At 72.0% G+C, this 21,983-nt stretch carries 20 protein-coding genes; 5 read left to right on the top strand and 15 right to left on the bottom strand.

What is annotated here, in order from left to right; all coding sequences use genetic code 11:
* Positions 1 to 294: 294 nt before the first annotated feature.
* From E8D34_RS06155 to E8D34_RS06110, 10 genes are all read right to left on the bottom strand, one after another.
* Positions 295 to 1,593 carry a PhoH family protein gene (locus E8D34_RS06155; RefSeq protein ID WP_136593695.1) on the bottom strand — a complete coding sequence of 433 codons (1,299 nt, stop codon included), beginning with the start codon at positions 1,591 to 1,593 and terminating at the stop codon, positions 295 to 297.
* Between the two features lie 423 nt (positions 1,594 to 2,016).
* A complete protein-coding gene (locus E8D34_RS06150; RefSeq protein WP_136593694.1) occupies positions 2,017 to 2,448 on the bottom strand; it encodes a DUF5709 domain-containing protein in 432 nt (143 codons plus the stop codon).
* Positions 2,449 to 2,550: 102 nt separating this feature from the next.
* Positions 2,551 to 3,285 (bottom strand): tRNA (guanosine(46)-N7)-methyltransferase TrmB, encoded by a 735-nt coding sequence (trmB, locus tag E8D34_RS06145; RefSeq protein ID WP_136593693.1) that lies wholly within the window; start codon positions 3,283 to 3,285, stop codon positions 2,551 to 2,553.
* Between the two features lie 202 nt (positions 3,286 to 3,487).
* Positions 3,488 to 4,681, bottom strand: a complete 1,194-nt coding sequence (gene tuf, locus E8D34_RS06140) for an elongation factor Tu (protein WP_136593692.1) — start codon at positions 4,679 to 4,681, stop codon at positions 3,488 to 3,490.
* Positions 4,682 to 4,765: 84 nt separating this feature from the next.
* Positions 4,766 to 6,889, bottom strand: a complete 2,124-nt coding sequence (fusA, locus tag E8D34_RS06135; RefSeq protein WP_136593691.1) for an elongation factor G — start codon at positions 6,887 to 6,889, stop codon at positions 4,766 to 4,768.
* Positions 6,890 to 6,984: 95 nt separating this feature from the next.
* The gene (gene rpsG, locus E8D34_RS06130; protein ID WP_136593690.1) at positions 6,985 to 7,455 is read right to left on the bottom strand and encodes a 30S ribosomal protein S7; all 471 of its coding nucleotides are present in this window, start codon (positions 7,453 to 7,455) and stop codon (positions 6,985 to 6,987) included.
* 1 nt (position 7,456) lies between these two features.
* The gene (gene rpsL, locus E8D34_RS06125; RefSeq protein WP_028654597.1) at positions 7,457 to 7,831 is read right to left on the bottom strand and encodes a 30S ribosomal protein S12; all 375 of its coding nucleotides are present in this window, start codon (positions 7,829 to 7,831) and stop codon (positions 7,457 to 7,459) included.
* Between the two features lie 209 nt (positions 7,832 to 8,040).
* Positions 8,041 to 9,474: an NCS2 family permease gene (locus tag E8D34_RS06120; protein ID WP_136593689.1), complete on the bottom strand. Its 1,434-nt coding sequence runs from the start codon at positions 9,472 to 9,474 to the stop codon at positions 8,041 to 8,043.
* Complete coding sequence (locus E8D34_RS06115) at positions 9,471 to 10,721, bottom strand: MFS transporter (RefSeq protein ID WP_136593688.1); 1,251 nt, start codon at positions 10,719 to 10,721, stop codon at positions 9,471 to 9,473. The genes E8D34_RS06120 and E8D34_RS06115 overlap by 4 nt, the downstream gene beginning before the upstream one ends.
* Before the next feature lie 75 nt (positions 10,722 to 10,796).
* The gene (locus E8D34_RS06110) at positions 10,797 to 11,246 is read right to left on the bottom strand and encodes a MarR family transcriptional regulator (protein WP_240771147.1); all 450 of its coding nucleotides are present in this window, start codon (positions 11,244 to 11,246) and stop codon (positions 10,797 to 10,799) included.
* A 98-nt stretch (positions 11,247 to 11,344) separates the two neighbouring features.
* On the opposite strand from E8D34_RS06110, the gene E8D34_RS06105 reads away from it, so the two are divergent.
* On the top strand, positions 11,345 to 11,650 hold the full coding sequence (locus E8D34_RS06105) for a DUF2530 domain-containing protein (protein ID WP_240771145.1): 306 nt from the start codon (positions 11,345 to 11,347) through the stop codon (positions 11,648 to 11,650).
* Positions 11,643 to 12,275 carry a class I SAM-dependent methyltransferase gene (locus tag E8D34_RS06100; protein WP_136593687.1) on the top strand — a complete coding sequence of 211 codons (633 nt, stop codon included), beginning with the start codon at positions 11,643 to 11,645 and terminating at the stop codon, positions 12,273 to 12,275. Before E8D34_RS06105 ends, E8D34_RS06100 begins: the two co-directional genes overlap by 8 nt.
* Positions 12,276 to 12,353: 78 nt before the next feature.
* Here E8D34_RS06100 and E8D34_RS06095 read toward each other — a convergent pair whose 3' ends face one another.
* The gene (locus E8D34_RS06095) at positions 12,354 to 13,130 is read right to left on the bottom strand and encodes a DUF3027 domain-containing protein (protein ID WP_240771144.1); all 777 of its coding nucleotides are present in this window, start codon (positions 13,128 to 13,130) and stop codon (positions 12,354 to 12,356) included.
* A 103-nt stretch (positions 13,131 to 13,233) separates the two neighbouring features.
* Here E8D34_RS06095 and E8D34_RS06090 point away from each other — a divergent pair, with 103 nt between their 5' ends.
* The gene (locus E8D34_RS06090) at positions 13,234 to 14,679 is read left to right on the top strand and encodes an MFS transporter (protein ID WP_136593685.1); all 1,446 of its coding nucleotides are present in this window, start codon (positions 13,234 to 13,236) and stop codon (positions 14,677 to 14,679) included.
* A 30-nt stretch (positions 14,680 to 14,709) separates the two neighbouring features.
* Here the strand turns inward: E8D34_RS06090 and E8D34_RS21510 are convergent, their stop codons facing one another.
* On the bottom strand, positions 14,710 to 15,105 hold the full coding sequence (locus E8D34_RS21510; protein WP_206056571.1) for a cold shock domain-containing protein: 396 nt from the start codon (positions 15,103 to 15,105) through the stop codon (positions 14,710 to 14,712).
* Positions 15,106 to 15,224: 119 nt separating this feature from the next.
* Positions 15,225 to 16,793 (bottom strand): FHA domain-containing protein, encoded by a 1,569-nt coding sequence (locus E8D34_RS06080; RefSeq protein ID WP_136593683.1) that lies wholly within the window; start codon positions 16,791 to 16,793, stop codon positions 15,225 to 15,227.
* A gap of 174 nt (positions 16,794 to 16,967) precedes the next feature.
* Between E8D34_RS06080 and E8D34_RS06075 the strand changes: the two genes are divergently transcribed.
* Complete coding sequence (locus E8D34_RS06075) at positions 16,968 to 19,244, top strand: helicase-associated domain-containing protein (RefSeq protein ID WP_136593682.1); 2,277 nt, start codon at positions 16,968 to 16,970, stop codon at positions 19,242 to 19,244.
* A gap of 90 nt (positions 19,245 to 19,334) precedes the next feature.
* Positions 19,335 to 20,990 (top strand): DNA repair helicase XPB, encoded by a 1,656-nt coding sequence (locus tag E8D34_RS06070; protein WP_136593681.1) that lies wholly within the window; start codon positions 19,335 to 19,337, stop codon positions 20,988 to 20,990.
* A gap of 19 nt (positions 20,991 to 21,009) precedes the next feature.
* On the opposite strand, the gene E8D34_RS06065 is transcribed toward E8D34_RS06070, so the two are convergent.
* Together E8D34_RS06065 and E8D34_RS06060 are read right to left on the bottom strand one after the other, a co-directional pair.
* A complete protein-coding gene (locus tag E8D34_RS06065) occupies positions 21,010 to 21,576 on the bottom strand; it encodes a hypothetical protein (protein WP_136593680.1) in 567 nt (188 codons plus the stop codon).
* An 80-nt stretch (positions 21,577 to 21,656) separates the two neighbouring features.
* Complete coding sequence (locus E8D34_RS06060) at positions 21,657 to 21,959, bottom strand: chorismate mutase (RefSeq protein ID WP_136593679.1); 303 nt, start codon at positions 21,957 to 21,959, stop codon at positions 21,657 to 21,659.
* Positions 21,960 to 21,983 lie beyond the last annotated feature (24 nt).

Genomic DNA, 21,983 nt, shown 5'->3' with positions numbered 1-21,983 from the left:
ACGCACCGACCTGGTGTCGCCGGAAGAACTCCAGCGCCCGTTGGTCAGGCAACCTGTGAAACACTACCCACCGCTTCGCGCCCGGTCAAACCGGCGAGACCGCCGGTGCCCCGGGCTCACTGGGGCGAGTGCCGTGGCAACCCGTTCCCTCCGGTTTCCCGGGGGCTTTTCCGCTTGCCGCGGCGAGAGAGAACATTACGCACACCGGCGCTCGGGGTCAAACCGACGACGCACCTTCAGCGGGCGGACCCTCGCCGGGCCCGCCCGCTGGCGGCGTTTGTGCAGGTCAGAGCGTCAGATGACGACGTTCTCCAACATCTCGGTGACCAGCGCCGCGATCGGCGAGCGCTCGGATCGGGTGAGGGTGATGTGCGCGAAGAGCGGGTGGCCCTTGAGCTTCTCCACCACGGCGACGATGCCGTCGTGGCGCCCGACCCTCAGGTTGTCGCGCTGGGCGACGTCGTGGGTCAGCACCACCTTGGAGTTCGCGCCGATCCGGGAGAGCACCGTGAGGAGCACATTGCGCTCCAGCGACTGCGCCTCGTCGACGATCACGAAGGAGTCGTGCAAGGAGCGGCCCCGGATGTGGGTCAGCGGCAGCACCTCGAGCATGCCGCGATCGAGGATCTCGTCCACGACCTCGGTGGAGGTGAGGGCGCCGAGGGTGTCGAACACCGCCTGCCCCCAGGGCGACATCTTCTCCGACTCCGAGCCCGGCAGGTAGCCGAGCTCCTGGCCACCGACGGCGAACAGCGGACGGAACACGACGACCTTCTTGTGCTGGCGGCGCTCCATCACCGCCTCGAGCCCGGCGCAGAGTGCCATCGCCGACTTTCCGGTGCCGGCGCGGCCACCGAGGGAGACGATGCCGACCTCCGGGTCGAGGAGCATCTCGAGCGCGATCCGCTGCTCAGCGCTGCGGCCGTGGACCCCGAACGCGTCGCGGTCACCGCGGACCAGGTGCACCTGCTTGTCGGGACCGACCCGGCCGAGCGCGGTGCCACGGTCGGAGAGCAGCACCAGGCCGGTGTGGCAGGGGTACTCGCGGGCAGCGTCGAGGTCGAGGGTCCCGTCGTCGTACAGCTCGTCGAGGTCGTCGGCGGAGACCTCGACCTCGGCCATGCCGGAGTAGCCGGTGTCGGAGTCCGAGATCGCCTCGCCGCGGTACTCCTCGGCACGGAGCCCGACGGCGGAGGCCTTGATGCGCAGCGGCAGGTCCTTGGAGACCAGCGTGACGTCGTGGCCCTCGTTGGCGAGGTTGCGGGCCACCGCCAGGATGCGCGTGTCGTTGTCACTGAGCCGGAACCCCGACGGCAGGGAGGCCGCGTCCGTGTGGTTCAGCTCCACGCGGAGGCTGCCGCCCTCCTCGCTGACCGGTACGGCGGTGTCCAGCCTCCCCTGGCTGACCCGCATCTCGTCGAGGAGCCGCAGCGCGCTGCGCGCGAAGAAGCCCAGCTCAGGGTGGTGACGTTTGCCCTCCAGCTCCGTGATGACCACCACCGGAAGCACCACCTCGTGCTCCGCGAAGCGGTGCAGGGCGCCGGGATCCGCCAACAGGACGCTGGTGTCGAGGACATAGGTACGTCGTCGCATCGACGGCGACTCGGACGCGCCCGACCGGGACTGAGACTTCGTGGTTCCCACGACTCACCTCACCGACCGCACGCGCACCCACGCCCGGTCTACAGTTCCTCAACGGTGGACCGGGAGACGGCGCCCGAGGGGTGCGGGCTGGCTGCCCGACCGCGCATGCCTGCCCGAACGCCGAGGTGCCGGCGCCCCGTCACTCCCGTGCCGCAGGGCATCCCCTGCACCCACTGGGTGATCGAGTCGTTGCTCACGAACGGGCCTCCAGATGTGGCGAGCTTCCCCACCCGCCATTGCTTCGGAAGGTACGCCCCGTCCCAGAGGTGATGCAGGCGACACGCCAAAATATCTGGCGAACGTCACATGCCGGAAACTTTTACGGCGCGGGTCCCCGCGGGGCGAACGGCCGCCCTACGGGGCCCCACAGGCTCAGTCGTCGATGACGTGGACCGCTGCCTCCTCGGCCGACGCCGCGGCACCGTCGATGCCGACGTCCTCGCCGAAGAGCTCGGACTCCCGGTCCTCCCCCGAGCCGTAGTCGGGGTCCACCAGCCGCCCGGCACGTGCGTCACCGACCTCGGGGTCGTAGTCGGAGAGCTGCTCGTCGACGTCCTCGTCCTCATCCGCGTAGGGATCGGGCTCGGGGTCCTCCTGGGCGAGGCGGTCGTCCAAGGGCTGCGCGTGCTCGGCCTCCCAGGGGGTGTTGCCGTAGCGCTGCGCGGCGGAGTACCGCTCGGGCGGGGAGAACCCACGCTCCAGCTCGTCAGTGACGTCGTCGTCCTCGAGGGTGTCCCCCGGATCGAGCTGCGTCTCGTCGTCGACGCTGTAGTCGCCGTAGGTCTCCGGGTCGTTGGTGGTCATCGTCGCCTCCTTCGGCTGATCTCCACCGTACGCGAGACCCCGATCGGCGAGGAGTGCCTTTGGTCCCGGCCCGGGGCCGGGCGGGCGCGGCCGGACCGGAGGTCAGGCGCGCTGGTAGCGCAGGTCGGTGATGGTGCGTCCCACCGCGAGGCCCTTGCGCTCGAACTTCGTCACGGGACGCTCCTCCCACCGCTCCACCACGCCGCCGTGCAGCGCCGGCTCGGCGTCGAGGACCTCCACCATCTGCTCGGCGTAGTCGGCCCAGTCGGTGGCCAGGCGCCAGCTGCCGCCGGGGGCCAGCCGGGAGGCGACGAGCGCCGCGAACGCGGGGTTGACCAGGCGCCGCTTGTGGTGCCGCGCCTTGTGCCACGGGTCCGGGAAGAACGTCCACAGCTCACTGACCGAGCCGGGAGCGATCAGGTGCTCCAGCGACCAGACGGCGTCGACCCCGCACATCCGCACGTTCGATGCGCCGGCGTCCTCCAGCCTGGCCAGCGTCGAGGCGACGCCGGGCCGCCAGACCTCGAACGCGAGGACGTCGTACGACGGGCGCGCGGCGGCCAGAGCGGCGGTCGCCTCCCCCACCCCGGACCCGATCTCGATGATCAGCCCGTCGCGCTCGGCGGGGCCGCGCCCGAACCAGGCGTCGAGGTCGAAGCCTGCCTCGTCGACGGCCTCGTCGGGGATCACCCAGGCCTCGGCGTGCTGGTCCCAGGCTTGCTGCTGCTGCGGGGTGAACCGGCTGCCACGACGCGCGTAGGTGAGCACCTCCCGCATCCGGCGACCGTCGGGGGTCAGCTTGAGGTGCGGACGTGCAGGGGTGACGCGCTGGTTCACGCCTCGAATGATCCCACGCCCCTCGGTACGCCGACAAAGCACGAAGCCCCCGAGCCGTGAGGCTCGGGGGCTTCGTTGGTGAGTCAGACGATCACCGGATCGGCGCGTGCGCGAGCACGCTCCGATCACTTCGTGATCTGCCGCCTTCGGCGGCCATCACTCGTTCGGCTCGCGTGGACGAGCAAGCTCGCCACGCTCACGCTCACTTCGTGATCTTGGTGACCCGGCCGGCGCCGACGGTGCGGCCACCCTCACGGATGGCGAACCGCAGGCCCTCGTCCATCGCGATGGGCTGGATGAGCTCGACCGACATCTCGGTGTTGTCACCCGGCATGACCATCTCGGTGCCCTCGGGCAGGGTCACGACACCGGTCACGTCCGTGGTCCGGAAGTAGAACTGCGGACGGTAGTTGTTGAAGAACGGCGTGTGACGGCCGCCCTCCTCCTTCGAGAGGATGTAGACGCTCGCCTCGAAGTTGGTGTGCGGGGTGGTGGTGCCCGGCTTGATGACGACCATGCCGCGCTCCACGTCCTCGCGCTTGGTGCCGCGGAGGAGCAGACCGACGTTCTCGCCCGCCTGGCCCTCGTCGAGGAGCTTGCGGAACATCTCGACACCGGTGACGGTGGACTTCTGGGAGGTCTCGCGGATACCCACGATCTCGACCTCCTCGTTCACCTTGATGATGCCGCGCTCGATGCGGCCGGTGATGACGGTGCCACGACCGGTGATCGTGAAGACGTCCTCAACGGGCATCAGGAACGGCTTGTCGGTGTCACGAGCCGGGGTCGGGATGTACTCGTCGACGGCCGCCATGAGCTCGGCAACCGACTCGCCCCACTTCGCGTCGCCGTTCAGCGCCGGGAAGGCAGCAACGCGCACGACCGGCACGTCGTCGCCCGGGAACTCGTACTCGGAGAGGAGCTCGCGCACCTCCATCTCGACGAGCTCGATGAGCTCCTCGTCGTCGACCATGTCGCACTTGTTCAGGGCGACGACCAGGGCGGGCACGCCGACCTGGCGGGCGAGCAGCACGTGCTCACGGGTCTGCGGCATCGGACCGTCGGTCGCGGCGACCACCAGGATCGCGCCGTCCATCTGGGCGGCACCGGTGATCATGTTCTTGATGTAGTCCGCGTGACCGGGGCAGTCGACGTGCGCGTAGTGGCGCGCCTCGGTCTGGTACTCGATGTGCGCGATCGAGATGGTGATACCGCGCTGACGCTCCTCGGGAGCCTTGTCGATCTGGTCGAACGGCGAGGCCTCGTTGAGGTCCGGGTACTTGTCGTGCAGGACCTTCGAGATCGCCGCGGTCAGCGTCGTCTTGCCGTGGTCGATGTGACCGATCGTGCCGATGTTCACGTGCGGCTTGGTCCGCTCGAACTTCGCCTTAGCCACTGGGGGCTCCTCCTGTGTGTGTGTTACTTGACTCGTACTAAAGGGGTGCTGCCGAGGCCCGGCAACGGGTGATCCCGGTTGGGATTACTCGCCGCGCGCCTTCTTGATGATCTCGTCGGCGATGTTCGTGGGAACCTCGGCGTACGAGTCGAACTCCATCGAGTACGAAGCCTGGCCGGAGGTCTTGGACCTCAGGTCGCCAACGTACCCGAACATCTCGGACAGGGGCACGAGGCCCGAGACGACGATGTCGCCGTGACGCTCCTCCTGTGCCCGGATCTGGCCGCGACGGCTGTTGATGTCGCCGATCACGGTACCGAGGAAGCTCTCGGGGGTCGTGACCTCGACGGCGAACATCGGCTCCAGCAGGACCGGACGCGCCTGGCGCGCGGCCTCCTTGAACGCCTGGATGCCGGCGATCTTGAACGCGAGCTCGGAGGAGTCGACGTCGTGGTAGGCGCCGTCCTCCAGCGCGACCTTCACGTCGACCATCGGGTAGCCGGCGAGAACGCCGAACTCCATGGCCTCCTGGGCGCCGTTGTCGACCGACGGGATGTACTCGCGCGGGACGCGACCGCCGGTGACGTTGTTGACGAACTCGTAGCCCGCACCGAGGCCGGTCTCGGGGTCGATGTTCGGCTCGATCGAGATGATGACCTTCGCGAACTGACCCGAACCACCGGTCTGCTTCTTGTGCGTGTAGCTGTGGTTCGTGACCGCCGAGCGGATGGTCTCGCGGTAGGCGACCTGCGGCTTGCCGACGGTGGCCTCGACCTTGAACTCGCGCTTCATGCGGTCCACCAGGATCTCCAGGTGGAGCTCGCCCATGCCCGAGATGATGGTCTGGCCGGTCTCCTCGTCGGTCTTCACGACGAAGGTCGGGTCCTCCTCGGAGAGCCGCTGGATCGCGGTGCCCAGCTTCTCCTGGTCGGACTTGGTCTTCGGCTCGATGGCGACCGAGATCACCGGGGCCGGGAACGTCATCGACTCCAGCACCACCGGCTTGGCGTTGTCGGAGAGCGTGTGACCGGTACGGGTGTCCTTGAGGCCCATCACGGCGACGATCTGGCCGGCGCCGACCGACGCGATCTCCTCACGCTTGTTCGCGTGCATCTGGTAGACCTTGCCGATCCGCTCCTTGCGGCCGTTGCTCGCGTTGAGCACGGTCGCGCCAGCCTCGAGCTTGCCCGAGTAGACGCGGACGAAGGTCAGCTTGCCCAGGTGCGGGTCCGCGGCGATCTTGAACGCCAGGGCCGACAGCGGCTCCTCGCTCGACGGCTTGCGGACGACCTCGTTCTCCTCGGTCTCCTCCGCGCCCGGCTTGTGGCCGACGATCGCGTCCACGTCGAGGGGCGACGGGAGGTAGTCGACGATCGCGTCGAGCAGGGGCTGAACGCCCTTGTTCTTGAACGCGGTGCCGGTGAGGATCGGGTTGACCTTGTCGGCCAGGGTCGCGCGACGGATGGCGGCCTTCAGGGTGGGCACGTCGAAGACGTCGCCCTCCTCGAGGTAGACCTCCATGATGTCGTCGTCGGCCTCGGCGAGGGTCTCGACGAGCTTCTCGCGGTACTCCGCGGCCTTGTCGGCGAGCTCGGCCGGGATCTCCTCGACGACGTAGTCCTCGCCCTGGGCGGTCTCGCCGCGCCAGACCTTGGCGTTGCCCTCGACCAGGTCGACGACGCCGATGAAGTCCTGCTCGGCGCCGATCGGGATCTGCAGGATCAGCGGGGTCGAGTTGAGCTTCTGCACGATCGAGTCGACGACGCGGTAGAAGTCCGCACCGGTCCGGTCGAGCTTGTTGACGAAGCACATCCGCGGGACGGCGTACTTGTTGGCCTGACGCCACACGGTCTGCGACTGGGGCTCCACGCCGGCGACACCGTCGAAGACCGCGACGGCGCCGTCGAGGACGCGCAGCGAGCGCTCGACCTCGACGGTGAAGTCGACGTGCCCGGGGGTGTCGATGATGTTGATCTGGTGCTTCTTCCACCAGCAGGTCGTCGCGGCGGACGTGATGGTGATGCCGCGCTCCTGCTCCTGCTCCATCCAGTCCATGGTGGCGCCGCCATCGTGGACCTCACCGATCTTGTAGGTGATGCCGGTGTAGAACAGGATGCGCTCGGTGGTGGTGGTCTTGCCGGCGTCGATGTGCGCCATGATGCCGATGTTGCGGACGACGTTCAGGTCCGTCGTGATGTCGACTGCCACGTGAGTCAGCGTTCCTTAGATAGGTGAGTCTGGGGATCAGGGGCCGGTGCGGCCGGTGCGAGGTGGGCGACGCTGGCGCCGCCCACCTCGTCACGTCACCAGCGGTAGTGAGCGAAGGCCTTGTTGGACTCGGCCATCTTGTGCGTGTCCTCGCGCTTCTTCACAGCGGCACCGAGGCCGTTGGAGGCGTCGAGGATCTCGTTCATGAGCCGCTCGCTCATGGTCTTCTCACGGCGGTCCTGGGCGTAGCCCACGAGCCAGCGCAGCGCGAGCGTGGTGCCACGCGTGCCCTTGACCTCGATCGGGACCTGGTAGGTCGCGCCACCGACGCGGCGGGACTTGACCTCGATCGCGGGGCGGACGTTGTCCAGCGCGCGCTTGAGGGTGATCACCGGGTCGGTGCCGGTCTTCTCGCGGGTGCCCTCGAGAGCCGAGTACACGATCCGCTGCGCGACCTGCTTCTTGCCGTCCTGCAGCACCTTCGAGACGAGCTGGGTCACCAGCTGCGACCCGTAGACCGGGTCGACGTCGATGGGGCGCTTCGGCGCGGGGCCCTTGCGCGGCATATCAGCTCTTCTCCTTCTTGGCACCGTAGCGGCTGCGAGCCTGCTTGCGGTTCTTCACGGCCTGGGTGTCGAGGGCACCACGGATGACCTTGTAGCGGACACCGGGCAGGTCCTTCACACGACCGCCGCGGACGAGCACGATCGAGTGCTCCTGGAGGTTGTGACCCTCACCCGGGATGTAAGCGGTGACCTCGACGCCGCTGGACAGGCGCACACGGGCGACCTTGCGCAGAGCGGAGTTCGGCTTCTTCGGGGTGGTGGTGTAGACGCGGGTGCAGACGCCACGGCGCTGCGGAGATCCCTTCAGGGCAGGCGTCTTGTTCTTCGACACCTTGTCCTGGCGGCCCTTGCGGACCAGCTGCTGAATAGTGGGCACCTGGTGGTTCCCTTTCGGTTTGCTCTCAGTGTCCGACACCTTGCCGGGCACGGGTCATGCAGTACTTCATCGTGCCTGTCGCGCCTCGCCGGCCGGGTGGATCCGGCCGGGGCACGCACGTGTCCGGGTCCCCCCAGACACAGCCAACGAGATTACCGGCCGTTACAGGCGGAAGCAAAACTGCGCAAGTACGCTCCGGCCTGCCCAGTTCAGGTCAGCCAGTCGGTCAGCGGACCGATCGCGAAGTAGACGACGAACAGCGCGGAGACCACCCACATCAGCGGGTGCACCTGGCGGGCCTTGCCGCGGACCGCCTTGAGGAAGACGAAGACCACGAAGCCGGCACCGATCCCGGCCGTGATCGAGTACGTGAACGGCATCAGGACGATGGTCAGGAACGCCGGCAGCGCGATCTCCACGTCGTCCCACGGGATGCCCGCGACCTGCTGCATCATCAGGAAGCCGACCAGGACGAGCGCCGGCACCGCGGCCTGCGACGGGATCACCGCCGCGAGCGGCGCGAGGAACACCGTCAGCAGGAACAGCGCGCCGGTGACCACCGAGGCCAGGCCGGTACGCGCGCCCTCGCCGACCCCGGAGGCGGACTCGATGTAGGAGGTGTTGGACGAGACGCCCGCGGCACCACCGGCGGCCGCGGCGATCGAGTCGACGACCAGGATCCGCTCGGTGTGCGGCGGCTTGCCCTCCTCGTCGAGCAGGCCGGCCTCCGCACCGATCGCGGTCATCGTGCCCATGGTGTCGAAGAAGTCGGCGATCAGCAGCGTGAAGAGCAGCAGCAGGGCCGCGACGGCCCCGATCCCGGAGAACGAGCCGAACAGGTTGAACTCGCCGAGGGTGCCGAAGTTCGGCGTGTCCACGATCGTGTCCGGGAACGCCGGGACGGACAGCCCCCACGCCGGCCCGACCTCGACGATCGACTCCAGCACGATCGCGACGACGGTCATGGTCAGGATCGAGATCAGGATCGCGCCGGGGACCTTGCGCACCCACAGCGCCGCGACCAGCAGCACGCCCACCACGAAGACCAGCACCGGCCATCCCGACAGCTGGCCGCCCGCACCCAGCTGCACCGGCACGGTGGTCAGCGAGGCGTCCGGGATCCGGGTCACGAACCCGGCGTCCACGAAGCCCACCAGCGCGATGAACAGGCCGATGCCCACCGAGATCGCGGTCTTGAGGTGGGACGGGATGGCGTGGAAGACCGCGGTCCGGAACCCGGTCAGGACCAGGACCAGGATGATCAGGCCCTCGAGCACCACCAGGCCCATCGCGTCGGCCCAGGTCATCTGGCTGGCGATGGCGAAGGCGACGAAGGCGTTCAGGCCCAGGCCGGCCGCCAGCGCCAGCGGGTAGTTGGCGACCACGCCCATCAGCACGGTCAGCAGCCCGGCGGCCAGTGCGGTGCCGGCCGCGATGGCGACCCGCGAGGCCTCGGGGGTGTCCCCGCCGAGGAGGTTGCCGTCGACGTCGGGGACCCCGCCGAGGATCAGCGGGTTGAGGATGACGATGTAGGCCATCGTGAAGAAGGTGACGACGCCGCCCCGGATCTCGCGGCCGAGGGACGAGCCCCGCTCCGAGATCTGGAAGTAGCGGTCGACGACGTTGCCCGAGACTGCACTCACCGATGCATCATGGCAGGCTCACGCGGGCCCTCGTCCACCCCCTCGGGCCGACCGCTCCGCTCCGTGACGGAGCGCACGAGGAGGGCCAGGCCGACGCCGGCGATCACCAACGTACCGCCCAGCACCAGCGTCCACCGGGCGCCGTACGTCTCCCCGATCCAGCCGACGACCGGGGAGCCGAGCGGCGTGCCGCCCATCACGATCGTCATGTAGAGCGCCATCACCCTCCCCCGCAGCGCCGGGTCCGCCTCGACCTGGAGGGTCGCGTTGGCGGAGTTGAGCAGCGTGATCGTGCTCAGCCCGATCAGCGGGCAGACCAGCATGAAGGTCGCGTACGTCGGCATCAGGCCGGCCACGATCTCCGCGGCGCCGAACGCGATCGCGGCGCCGAGGATCAGCCGCAGCCGGACCCGCACGCGCCCCGCGGCCAGCAGCGCGCCGCTGAGCGAGCCGACGGCCAGCGCGGAGCCGAGCAGCCCGAACTCGCCGGCCCCCTTGCCGAACACCTCGGTGGCCATCAGGGCCGAGGTGAGCTGGAAGTTCATGCCGAAGGTGCCGGCGAAGAAGACCACCACCAGGATCATCATCATCTTGGGCTGCGTGCGCAGGTACGCGACGCCCTCGCGGAGCATCCCCGGCTGCCGAGCGACCGGTCGCGGCGCGTGCAGTCGGGTGACGTCCATCCGCTCCAGCTGCGCGATCACCGCGAGGTAGGACAGGGCGTTGAGCAGGATCACCCAGCCGGTCGCGCGCATCCCTCCGCCGAGGGCGCCGATCATCAGTCCGGCCAGCGCCGGGCCGAGGAGCCGGGCGGTGTTGAAGGCGGCGGAGTTGAGACCCACCGCGTTGGTGACGTCGGCCGGGCCGACCATCTCGGAGACGAAGGCCTGCCGCGCCGGTGCGTCGAAGGCGGAGCCGACACCGAAGGCCAGCGCGAGCGCGTAGACGTGCCACGTCTGGGCGTGCCCGGAGGCGGCGATCAGCCCGAGGCCGAGCGCGGCGAGCGCCATGGTCGCCTGGGTCAGCTGCAGCATCCGGCGCTTCGGGAAGCGGTCGGCGATCACGCCGGCGTACGGCGAGAGCAGCAGGACCGGCAGGAACTGCAACCCGGTGGTGATGCCGAGCTCGGCACCCCCGTTGCCCGGGATGGTCAGCACCAGCCAGTCCTGCGCGACGCGCTGCATCCAGGTGCCGACGTTCGAGACGACGCTGCCGGCGAAGTAGAGGCGGTAGTTGGGATGGGACAGGGAGCGGAAGGTGGGACTCGTGGTGACTCCTCGTGGTGATGCCGGGGGTTCTGTGTGCCGGGAGGGCGGTGCCCCTCAGTCGTGGCTGGCCAGGCGGTCCAGGATCGGGGCGGCGCGGCGCAGCAGCTCGCGCTCCTCGGCGGGCAGCTCGGCCAGGCGGCGGGCGAGCCACGCATCGCGGCGGGCGCGGTCGGCCAGGACCGTCGCGCGCCCCGGTCCGGTGAGCCGGACCACCACCTGCCGACCGTCGTCGGGGTGCGGGCGGCGCTCGACGTACCCGCCCTCGGCGAGGGCGTTCACCGTCCTGGTCATGCTCGGCGGCTGGACGCGCTCGGCCGCGGCCAGCGCGCCGACGGTCGCGTCGCCGCCGCGGTAGAGGACGCCGAGCACCGCCATCGCGCCGGAGCTGAGGGGGTTGTCGGGGTCGCGCTCGGCGATCAGGCGGCGGCGCAGCCGCATCACGCCGACGCGGAGCTCGCTGGCGAGCCCGGCGTCGGTGCGGACGGTCCGGGAGATGGTGGGCACGACGGGTGAAACTCGTTAGCGTTGCTAACTATTCCCGGGCGCCGGGCGCGACCTGTGCCGACGCTGCTGCCGGGAACCCCAGCACCTACGATGGAGGGGTGGATCGACCCGAGGAGCAGCCCGAGCGGCGAGAGATCGGCAACCGCAGCTACCTGATCGCCCCCGTCGAGCCGCTGGACGTCGACGGCGTGCGGACCGTGCAGGTCGGCACGGCGCTGTTCGGGCTGGCGTTCGTCGCGCTGCTCCCCTTCTACGCCAGCCTGCAGGCCAGCGGCCGCACCTGGCTGCTCTGGATGTGCCTCACCGGCGTCGGCCTCGGGCTGATCGGGCTGGGCTACTGCCGACGCCGACGCGACGCGCGGATCGAGGGCGCCGCCGACCCGGCCACCTCCGCCGATGTCTGAGCACGACACGCTCCCGCCGACGCGGTGGGCGCTCGGCGGCCCCAAGAACGCCGGTTACGGGCGACGCTTCGCCGAGCTGATCGACGAGGGCGCCGACGTGCACGGCGAGGCCCGGCTCGCCGACGCCCTGGTCCCCCGCGGCGCCCGGATCCTCGACGCCGGCTCGGGGATGGGCCGGGTCGGCGGCTACCTGCGGGCCCAGGGCCACCGGGTGCTCGGCGCCGAGCCCGACCCCGCGCTGGTCGAGCAGTCGCGCCGCACCTACCCCGACCTGCCCGTGCTCCCGCTGCAGATCCTGGAGCTCGACCCGGCCGCACTCGCCGCGGCCGGCGCACCCACGGAGTTCGACCTCGCCGTCGCCGTCGGCAACGTGCTGCCCTTCGTGGCCGAGGACACCGAGGTGGCGGTCCTGACGCGGCTGCGGTCGCTGCTCGCTCCCGGCGGCCGCGTGCTGGTCGGGTTCCACCTGCAGGGCGGGCCGGAGAGCGCGCGACGCTACCGACCGGAGGAGTTCGTCGCCGACGCCGCCGACGCGGGTCTCGCCGTGCACCACCGGTTCGGCGGCTACGACCTGCGGCCGGCCGACGAGGAGTACGTCGTCTGGCTGCTCGCGCCCACGGGCTGAGCCCTTCGGCGTACCGGCGCCGCGGCTCGCGCAGTCACGACCCGCGACCCGGGCAGCGACGACCCGCGCCCCGCGGGGTCAGAAGGTCTCGAGGTCGCCCTGGGAGACGGTGTCCAGCACCGGCGGCGCCGGCGGAACCGGCGCGTGCCGCTTGCTCAGCCGCACCTCGGAGTGCGCGCCGCAACCGTGGTCGAGGCTGACCACGCGGCCGTCGTCGTTGGCGTCGCCGTTCGCGCAGACGCCGAAGGTCTCGGAGAGCGGGCCGGCGAGCCGGACCAGGAAGCCGCACGACCAGCACTTGTCGGCGACCGCCTTGGCCACCGGGGCGTCCGGGCCGCCGTCGCCGTCGTACCACCGCTCGGCGGCCGCGTCACGGCCCTCCGGGGACAGGGTGCGGACCCGGCCCAGGCCGAGCTCCTTGGCGACGGTGCGGATCTGGGCCTTCGCATCGGCGTCGAGGTCGTCGTCGCCGAAGGAGTACGTCGGCACCAGCCGCGGGTCGTCGTCCTCGACCGGCAGCAGGTCGCCCGGCGACATGTCGCCCGGCTTGATCCGTTCCCGGTAGGGCACCCACGCCGGGGCGGTGATCGCCTCCGGACCGGGAAGCAGCACGGCCTCCACGACGGTGACCCGCTTCTGCCGCGGCGCGCGGGTCAGGGTGACCGCCCACTGCCAGCCCACGTAGCCCTTGCGGCTACACGCGAACAGGTGGGTCACCACCCGCAGACCGTCGACCTGACGCCCCAGGTAGTCGCCCACGTCGCTCGCGGGAACCTCTTCCAACAGCGCCGACCGCGCAGCATCGACCGCATCCGCGGTGACGGCGTCGAGCGACTTGCGTTCCAGGGTGGCCACGGGCACAGCATCCCTCATCCGGCCCGACTTCGTGACGTCGGGGCCACCCCGCGGTCTCGGCGTGCCCGCCACGCCGGTCACCCGGGGAGGGCAAGATGGGCGTGTGAGCAGCGACGGACGGCACCCCGGGCCCCCGCCGCCTCCTGCGTCCGACCCCGCCGACCCCACGGCTCCCGACGCGACCGCTCCGCCGACCGTCGGGCAGAGCCTCGGCAAGGGCGCCAAGGCCACCGCGCGCGGCGTGCGCGGCGCGGCCGGCGCCACCGGTCGGCTGGGACGCGCCACCGTGCAGCGGGCCCGCCGCGCGGCCGGCGCCCAGGGCGCCGACCGGTCGGGGCTGAACCGGCTGCTCGAGCTGCACGCCTGCAACGCCGCGGGTGACGCCGCGGTGGCGATCGCACTGGCCGGCACCATCTTCTTCTCCGGCGCCACCAGCGAGGCACGCGGCCAGGTCGCCCTGTTCCTCGGGCTGACCATGCTGCCGTTCGCGATCGTCGCGCCGTTGATCGGGCCGTTCCTCGACCGGTTCAGCCACGGGCGGCGCTGGGCCATCGGCGCCACGTTCGCGATCCGCGCCTTCCTGTGCTGGGTGCTCGCCGGCGCGATCGCCTCGGAGTCGGTCTGGTTCTACCCCGCCGCCCTCGGCGTCCTGGTCTCCTCCAAGGCGTACGGCGTCACCCGCGCCGCCGCGGTCCCGCGGCTGCTCCCCTCCGAGATCACGCTAGTCAAGGCCAACGGACGGGTCTCGCTGGCCGGGGTCGTCGGCGCCACGGTCTCCGCGCCGCTGGCCGGCGCGGCGGCGTACTTCGGGGCGGAGTGGACGCTGCGCTACGCGTTCCTGGTGTTCGTGCTCGGCACGGTCGCCGCCATCCTGCTGCCCGCGAAGGTCGACTCCAGCGAGGGCGAGCGCCAGGTGGCGGTCGGGATCGGCGCCCCCAGGGGCACGGGCGTGCCGGCCAAGGTGGCGTTCGCGCTGCGCGTGAACTGCGGCCCGCGGTGGCTCTCGGGCTTCCTCACGATGTACATGGCGTTCCTGCTGCGCGCCGAGCCGATCGAGGGCTGGGAGGACCGCACCACGCTGCTGATCGGGCTGGTCATCGGCGCCGCCGGCCTGGGCAACACGCTCGGCATCGTCGTCGCCTCCGTGGCGCGCCGGATCAACCCCGCCGTGATGGTGGTGATCGCGCTGATCGCCGACATCGCGATCTGCGTGGTCGCGGCGCTCTTCTACAGCGTCCTGGCGATCGTGGCGCTGGGGCTGACCGCCGGCCTGATGCAGTACCTGGCGAAGGTCTCGCTGGACTCCACGATCCAGACCGGCGTCCCGGCCCGCTACCACTCCAGCGCGTTCGCCCGCGGCGACACCACGCTCCAGCTGGCGTGGGTGATCGGGGGGTTCGTGGGCATCGCGATGCCCTGGATCCCGCAGCTGGGGCTCGGGGTCGCCGCGGTCGTGCTCGCTGCCTGGGCGGTCTTCACGCTCGGCTCGCGGCCGCGGAGCGGCGGGTCCGCCGGCGCCGACGCCGCGAACGCGGCCGCGCGGGCCTGAGCCTGGCGCCGGGCGCGGCGGCCCGGGCGCTCAGGCCTCGAGCTCGTCGGCCAGCGCGCGCAGCAGCTTGGCGACCGGCTGCGCCGTACGACGCTCGGGGTGACGGCCGTGGCGGTAGCCCTCGCCGATGCCGTCGAGGAGCCGGATCGTGTCCTCGACGATCGTGACCATCTCCTCGGGCTTCTTGCGCTTGGCCTGTGCCTGCTTGCGGGCCACCGACGCCGGGGCGTCGACCACCTTGACCTGCAGTGCCTGGTCGCCGCGGCGACCCTGGGCGATGCCGAACTCCACGCGGGTGCCGGCCTTCAGCGTCTCGACGCCCTCGGGGAGCGCGTCGGCGTGCACGTAGACGTCCGGTCCGCCCGGCTGGGAGAGAAACCCGAAGCCCTTCTCCGCGTCGAACCACTTGACCTTGCCAGTCGGCACGTCTGGACCTTCCTCGCTGTCTCGGGCCGGACATCCCGGCGCGTCGGAATCGTAGGCCATCGCCCCTGCCGCCACGAAGGCGTTCCGGGGGTGCGCCACCGACCCGTCACCGACGGGACCTAGGACACCTGGATCGTGATCCCGTCGCCGAGGTTGATGATCGCCCCGGGGGTCAGGGCGACGGCGATGCCCGGCTTGAGATCCTCCGGCCCCTGCCCGGGACGGACCAGGACGGTGCCGTTCGTCGACCCCATGTCCGTCACCAGGGCGGTGCCCCGCTCGGCGCCGGGCCGCACCTCGATGTGCGTGGAGGAGATCTCGTTCAACCTGCTCGGCACCGCCACCAGGCGCGGCTGCTCGGTGCCGGTGAAGCGACGAGCCTCCGGCGCGCGCCCGATCAGGACCACCTCGTCGACCACGACCGCCTGGCCGTCCGAGACCCGGAGAGTGACCGGCGATCCGGTCGGCGGCACGGTGGGCGGGGTCGACGGCGGCGAGGTCGGCGGCGGCGAGGACGGCGGCGGCGAGGACGGGGGCGGGGCCGACGGGGGCGGGGTCGACGGGGGCGGCGAGGACGGCGGCGGCGAGGACGGCGGCGGCGCCGCCGCGCGCCTCGACGGCGTCACGGACGTGCCCGGTCGCGCCGCGGGAGGGGGCGGCAGCGGCGGAACCGCCGGCGCGGGTGGCGCGCTGGGCGGCGCGCTGGGCGGGGACGGGGGCGCGCCGAGGCGCTCCCAGGATCCGATGCCGAGCGGCGGGGGCGGATCCTGCGGCGGCTCACCGGGGCCGACGCCCCCGATGTCGAACTGACCGGTCTCGATGTCGTCCTGCTCCGCTGCCTGCTCCCCCGCGTCCGGCTCGGCGTCCGCGTCGGCGTCCGGCTCGGCGTCCGCGTCGGCGTCGGCGTCTGCCACGCCGGTCCCGGCGAGCGGGTCCCCCCACGGGTCGCCGAGGGGATCGCTCAACGGGTCGCGCAACGGGTCGCTCAACGGGTCGCTCAACGGGTCCTGGAGCAGGTCGGTGAGCGGGTCGCTGAGGGGGTCGCTCAGGGGATCCGGGATCGGGTCGCTGAGCGGGTCCACCGACGGGCCGTCGAACAGCTCGGTCGGCGGGCCGAGGTCGACCGCACCCGCGGCCGCCGGCTCCACCGGCGCCGGCGCCACCCGCTCCGCGGCCTCGGCCGCGGAGGAGCCGGCGGGCCCGGTCGCCCACCGCGCAGGGTGGTCGACACGGCCCGCCCGCACCAGCCCGGTGAGGATCGGCAGGTCGAGCGCCGCGCCCGCGGAGGCGTGCACGGGAGCGTCGTCGGGGGCCTCGCCCGGGGCCACCGTGATCGACAGCGCCGTCACGTCCGCCACGGTGCGCTCCACCCAGGTGCCGCCGGCGCCGTCGAACCGCACCGATCGTCCGTCCGCGACGATCTCGGCCGCCACCGCCGCGCCCCGCAGCAGCACCCGCGCCCCGCCGTCCTCGAAGCTCACCACGGCGAAGCCGGGGAGCCTGCTCAGCCCCGAGGCCAACAGGCTGTCCAGGGCCTCACCGAAGTCGGCGCCGCCGTCCACGCTCGCCCACAGCCCGACCGCGATCTCCTTCTGCGCCTCCGGCAGCAGCACGGTGACCCGGCTGCCGACGACCGCGAACCAGGGACCCGGCCGGTAGGACCAGGTCAGCGGACTCGTCACGCTCATGGGGGACTCCAGACTTCTTCTCCGGACTCCCGCGCTGCGCGCCGGAGTCGTGCGCCGTGCGTGGGGCAATCCCATCACATCGACGAGGACCGCGGTGAGGTTGTCGCGGCCCCGGACCCGACTCAGGTCGACATCGGTCATCACCGGCGCCCGCCGCTCGGTAGCGTTGGCCGGGTGGGAAAGGAACCGGTCGGCCACCGTTCGCTGGCGGACCAGCTGCGCGCGTGGCCGGACGAGCGGATCACCAGGCTGCTCACCGAACGCCCCGACCTCGCCACTCCGGCCCCCCACGACTTCGGACTGCTCGCCTCCCGGGCCGCCGCCCGCAGCTCGCTGCTCCGCGCCCTCGACGGCCTCACCCGCGGCGAGCTCTTCGTGCTCGACGCCCTCGTGGTCGCCGGACCGACCACCCTCGAGCGGCTGGTCGCCACCGTCGCCGCAGATCCGGCGTACGTCGCACGGGTGGTGGAGCGCCTGCAGGACCTGGCGCTGGCCTGGGACTCCCCCGAAGGGCTGCGTCCGCTCACCGGGATCGGCGACTGCCTGACCGGCGGTGTCGACGGCGGCGTGAGCGGGGTCCGTCCCTGCTCGGCCGACCCACGTCCCACCGAGGAGAACGCGGGTCGGATCGCCGACCTCTCCCCCGACGCCCGCCGGCTGCTGGACCACGTGATCGACAACGGCGGGCTCGCCACCGCCGGCACGACCCGGATCGGCCTGGGGCCCGACGACGCCCGCTCCCCCGCCGAGGAGCTGATCGCGCAGCACCTGCTGCGCCCGGGCGGTTCCGCCCACCCCGGGATGCTCGTGGTGCCCGGCGAGGTCGCGCTGATCCGACGGGGCGGCCGGACCACGACCACCCCGGTCGACCAGCCGCCGACGGTCGCCAGCGAGGCCCGTTCCGAGCGGCTGGTCGCCAGCGCAGCGGTCGGTGCCGCCACCGAGTTCGTACGACGGGTCGAGCTGCTGCTCGAGGGCTGGGGGCGGCGCCCCGCCGCCGCCCTGCGCACCAGCGGTCTCGGCGTACGCGAGCTACGGGCCACCGCCACGCACCTCGGCGTCGCCGAGCCCGAGGCCGCACTGCTGATCGAGGTCGCCTCGGCGGCCGGCCTGCTCGCCACCCGCGCCGACGGCGACGGCAACCAGGTCTGGGTCCCCACCGACGCCTACGACACGTGGCTCGGGCAGTCCGCCGCACAGCGATGGACCACGTTGGCCCGTGCTTGGCTGCACAGCACCCGGTTGCCCTCGCTGGTCGGCGAGCGCGGCCCGGACCAGAAGCCGTGGAACGCGCTCACCCCCGAGCTCTCCGCCGCGGGCATGCCCGAAGCCAAGGCGATGGCGCTCGCCGCGCTGGCCGACCTGCCGGAGGGGCACGGCCTCGCCGCCGGCACCGGGCTCCCGTCGTTGGTCGCCCGCATCGCGTGGCTGCGCCCGCGGCGCCCGCGCACCCGACCCGACCTCGTCGCGTGGACGGTCGCCGAGGCCGCCCAGCTCGGCCTCACCGGCGTCGACGTGCTGACCGACTACGGCCGCTCGTTGGCCGCCGGCGAGGACCCGACGCCGGTGCTCGCCGCGCGGCTGCCGGCGCCGGTGGACCACGTCCTCATCCAGGCCGACCTGACCGCGGTGGCGCCGGGACCGCTGGAGTCGCTGCTCGCGCGCCGCCTGCAGGAGGTGGCCGAGATCGAGTCGCACGGCGCGGCGACCGTCTACCGGTTCACCCCCGCGTCGGTGCGCGGCGCACTGGAGTCGGGCTGGAGCGGCGGGGAGATCAAGGAGTTCCTCACCGCGGTCTCGCGGACCCCGGTCCCGCAGCCCCTCGACTACCTCGTCGACGACGCCGTCCGCTCGTTCGGCCGGCTCCGGGTCGGCCTGGCCGCCGCCTACGTCTGCTCCGAGGACGAGGTGGCGCTGGCCGAGCTGGTCAACCACCCGCGCGCCGACGCGCTCGGCCTGCGGCGGATCGCGCCGACGGTGGTGATCAGCTCGGTGCCGGCCGACGTGCTGCTGCCGCGGATGCGCGAGCTCGGGCTCTCCCCGGTCGTGGAGGGCACCGACGGGGTGGTCCGGGTCGGCGTCGGGGATCCGCTGCGCGCGCGCAGCCCGCGGCAGGCCACCGACTCCGCCCGCGGTGCGGCCCGCGCAGCGGCGCACGTCGCCACCGCCGTACGGACGTTGCGCGAGGGCGACGCCGAGGCACGCACCCGGCCCGCCTCGGCCAGCACCCCGGCCGGCGCCTCGGCCGCCCTACGGGACGCGATCGAGCGCCGGGGCCGGGTGCAGATCGGATTCACCGACAACCAGGGCGTGATCGTCGAGCGCGAGGTGCTGCCGCTGGTCGTCGAGGGCGGGCGGCTCACCGCCCGCGACGCCGGCGCCGAGGCCGACGACCCGGACGCCGAGCGCAACTACCCCCTGCACCGGATCAGCCGCGTCCTCCCCCTCTGACGCGAGCCGGGGGTGAGGACCCGCCGAGCCGGGGCTCGGGGCCCGGCTCGTGGTTCGGGGTGGGGACCGGACCGCCCGTAGACTCGTGCGGTGACCGACGGACCCCTGATCGTGCAGTCCGACAAGTCCCTGCTCCTCGAGGTCGACCACCCGCAGGCCGCCGAGTGCCGCAAGGCGATCGCCCCGTTCGCGGAGCTGGAGCGCAGCCCGGAGCACATCCACACCTACCGGCTCACCCCGCTGGGCCTGTGGAACGCGCGCGCCGCCGGCCACGACGCCGAGCAGGTGGTGGACACGCTGCTCACGTTCAGCCGCTACCCGGTTCCGCACGCGCTGCTCGTGGACGTGGCCGAGACCATGGCCCGCTACGGCCGGCTGCGCCTGGAGAAGCACCCCACCCACGGGCTCGTCCTCGCCTCCACCGACCGCCCGGTCCTGGAGGAGGTGCTGCGCGCCAAGAAGGTCGCCGGCATGCTCGGCAACCGCGTCGACGACGACACCGTCGCGGTCCACCCCTCCGAGCGGGGCAACCTCAAGCAGGCCCTGCTCAAGCTCGGCTGGCCGGCCGAGGACTACGCCGGGTACGTCGACGGCGAGGCCCACCCGATCGAGCTGGCCGAGGACGGCTGGGCGCTGCGCGACTACCAGCGCGACGCCGCGGAGTCGTTCTGGCACGGCGGGTCCGGGGTCGTCGTACTGCCCTGCGGCGCCGGCAAGACGATCGTCGGCGCCGCCGCCATGGCGCACGCCCAGGCGACCACGCTGATCCTGGTCACCAACACCGTCAGCGCCCGGCAGTGGAAGGACGAGCTGATCCGCCGCACGTCGCTGACGGCGGACGAGATCGGCGAGTACTCCGGGACCGTCAAGGAGATCCGGCCGGTCACCATCGCGACGTACCAGGTGGTGACGACCCGGCGGAAGGGCGTCTACCCGCACCTCGAGCTCTTCGACGCCCGCGACTGGGGCCTCATCGTGTACGACGAGGTGCACCTGCTCCCGGCGCCGATCTTCCGGATGACGGCGGACCTCCAGGCCCGCCGCCGGATCGGGCTGACGGCCACGCTGGTGCGCGAGGACGGCCGCGAGGGCGACGTCTTCTCGCTGATCGGCCCGAAGCGGTACGACGCGCCGTGGAAGGACATCGAGGCACAGGGCTGGATCGCGCCGGCCGACTGCGTCGAGGTCCGGGTCACCCTGCCGGAGTCGAGCCGGCTGACCTACGCCACGGCCGAGGCCGAGGAGCGGTACCGGCTGGCCGCCTGCACCCCCGAGAAGATCGGCGTGGTGCGCGACCTGGTCACCCGGCACGCGGGGCAGCCGACGCTGGTCATCGGCCAGTACCTGGAGCAGATCCACGAGCTGAGCGAGAAGCTGGACGCGCCGATGATCACCGGCGAGACCAGCGTCAAGGAGCGACAGCGCCTCTTCGACGCGTTCCGGTCCGGCGAGATCGGCCTGCTGGTGGTCTCCAAGGTCGCGAACTTCTCCATCGACCTGCCCTCGGCCGAGGTGGCGATCCAGGTGTCGGGCTCCTTCGGCTCCCGGCAGGAGGAGGCCCAGCGCCTGGGCCGGCTGCTGCGCCCCGGGGATCCGGGCCCCGACGGGGAGCGCAAGGTCGCGCACTTCTACACGCTGGTCTCCCGCGACACCGTGGACGCCGAGTTCGCCGCGAACCGGCAGCGGTTCCTGGCCGAGCAGGGCTACGCCTACCGGATCGTGGACGCCGACGAGCTCGGCGTCTGACCGGACCGGCGCCTGCGGACTACATCTCGCAGGTGCTCTCGCGGGTGCCGCGGAAGGTCGGCGACGCCGGCGAGAGGACCTCGCGGTGGCGGCCGAAGGAGCGCACGGTGAAGACCGGCTGCACCCACATCGAGCCCCCGTCGGTGCAGCCCCGTGCGCGGAACTCGATCGACACCACGATGGCGGCCTCCGTGCCCGCCGGCACCGTCTGCGCCCCCGACCACACGGCGTCGACCTCGCTGGCCGGGTCGAGGTCGTCGTACTCCACCGAGACGACCTTCCACGCGGCGCCGCCGCCCGGACCGCCGAGGGGATAGGTCAGGCCGGTCACGACCACGTCGTGGCTACCGGGGTTCGCCACCCAGTACGGGATCTGGCACGCCATCGCCGGGCGCAGCGGGATCTGCGGCCGGTAGCGGTCGTCGCGGCGGTCGACACCCACCGTGACGCCACTGCAGGTGGGCGCGCCGGGCTCGATCCTGACGTCGGCCATCGATCGGGCGGCGACGGCGCGCCAGGCGCCGAACGGAAGTACGACGAGCAGCACCACGCCGACGACGAGAGCAGGACGGATGCGGACCCCCATGCCGCCCGATGGTGGCAGGGCGCGGGCAGCACCGGGCCGTTTCGCGGCGACCCGGCCTCACCGAGGGACGCCGGCGGAGCTCAGGCCTCGGCCTCGTCGGCGAACTGCTCGTGGTTGCGGATCACCTCGGCGATGATCACGTTCAGGATCTTCTCCGCGAAGTGCGGGTCCAGCCCGGAGGTCTCGGCCATCGACCGCAGCCGGGCGATCTGCACCGACTCCCGGTCCGGGTCGGCCGGCGGCATGCCCGCGCGTGCCTTGAGGCGCCCGACCTGCTCGGTGCACTTGAAGCGCTCCGCCAGCAGGTGGACCAGGGCCGCGTCGAGGTTGTCGATGCTGGACCGGAGCCGGAGCAGCTCGGCGCGTGCGTCCTCAGCAGTCATGGGCGCCATTCTTCCCATGCCCGG

Origin of the sequence: Nocardioides sp. GY 10113 (genome assembly GCF_004919105.1) — a bacterium.
In the GTDB taxonomy this organism is placed as follows: Bacteria; Actinomycetota; Actinomycetes; order Propionibacteriales; family Nocardioidaceae; genus Nocardioides.
Note: the sequence above shows the minus strand (reverse complement) of the source record. Positions and strands in the feature narration are given on the sequence as shown.

Bases quoted from the DNA above. Each gene is read 5' to 3' on its own strand.
- E8D34_RS06065 (WP_136593680.1), bottom strand. From the start codon at position 21,576: ATGGGGGTCCGCATCCGTCCTGCTCTCGTCGTCGGCGTGGTGCTGCTC.
- E8D34_RS06150 (WP_136593694.1), bottom strand. From the start codon at position 2,448: ATGACCACCAACGACCCGGAGACCTACGGCGACTACAGCGTCGACGAC.
- rpsG (WP_136593690.1), bottom strand. From the start codon at position 7,455: ATGCCGCGCAAGGGCCCCGCGCCGAAGCGCCCCATCGACGTCGACCCG.
- E8D34_RS06060 (WP_136593679.1), bottom strand. From the start codon at position 21,959: ATGACTGCTGAGGACGCACGCGCCGAGCTGCTCCGGCTCCGGTCCAGC.
- E8D34_RS06100 (WP_136593687.1), top strand. From the start codon at position 11,643: ATGTCTGAGCACGACACGCTCCCGCCGACGCGGTGGGCGCTCGGCGGC.
- E8D34_RS06080 (WP_136593683.1), bottom strand. From the start codon at position 16,793: ATGAGCGTGACGAGTCCGCTGACCTGGTCCTACCGGCCGGGTCCCTGG.
- E8D34_RS06155 (WP_136593695.1), bottom strand. From the start codon at position 1,593: ATGCGACGACGTACCTATGTCCTCGACACCAGCGTCCTGTTGGCGGAT.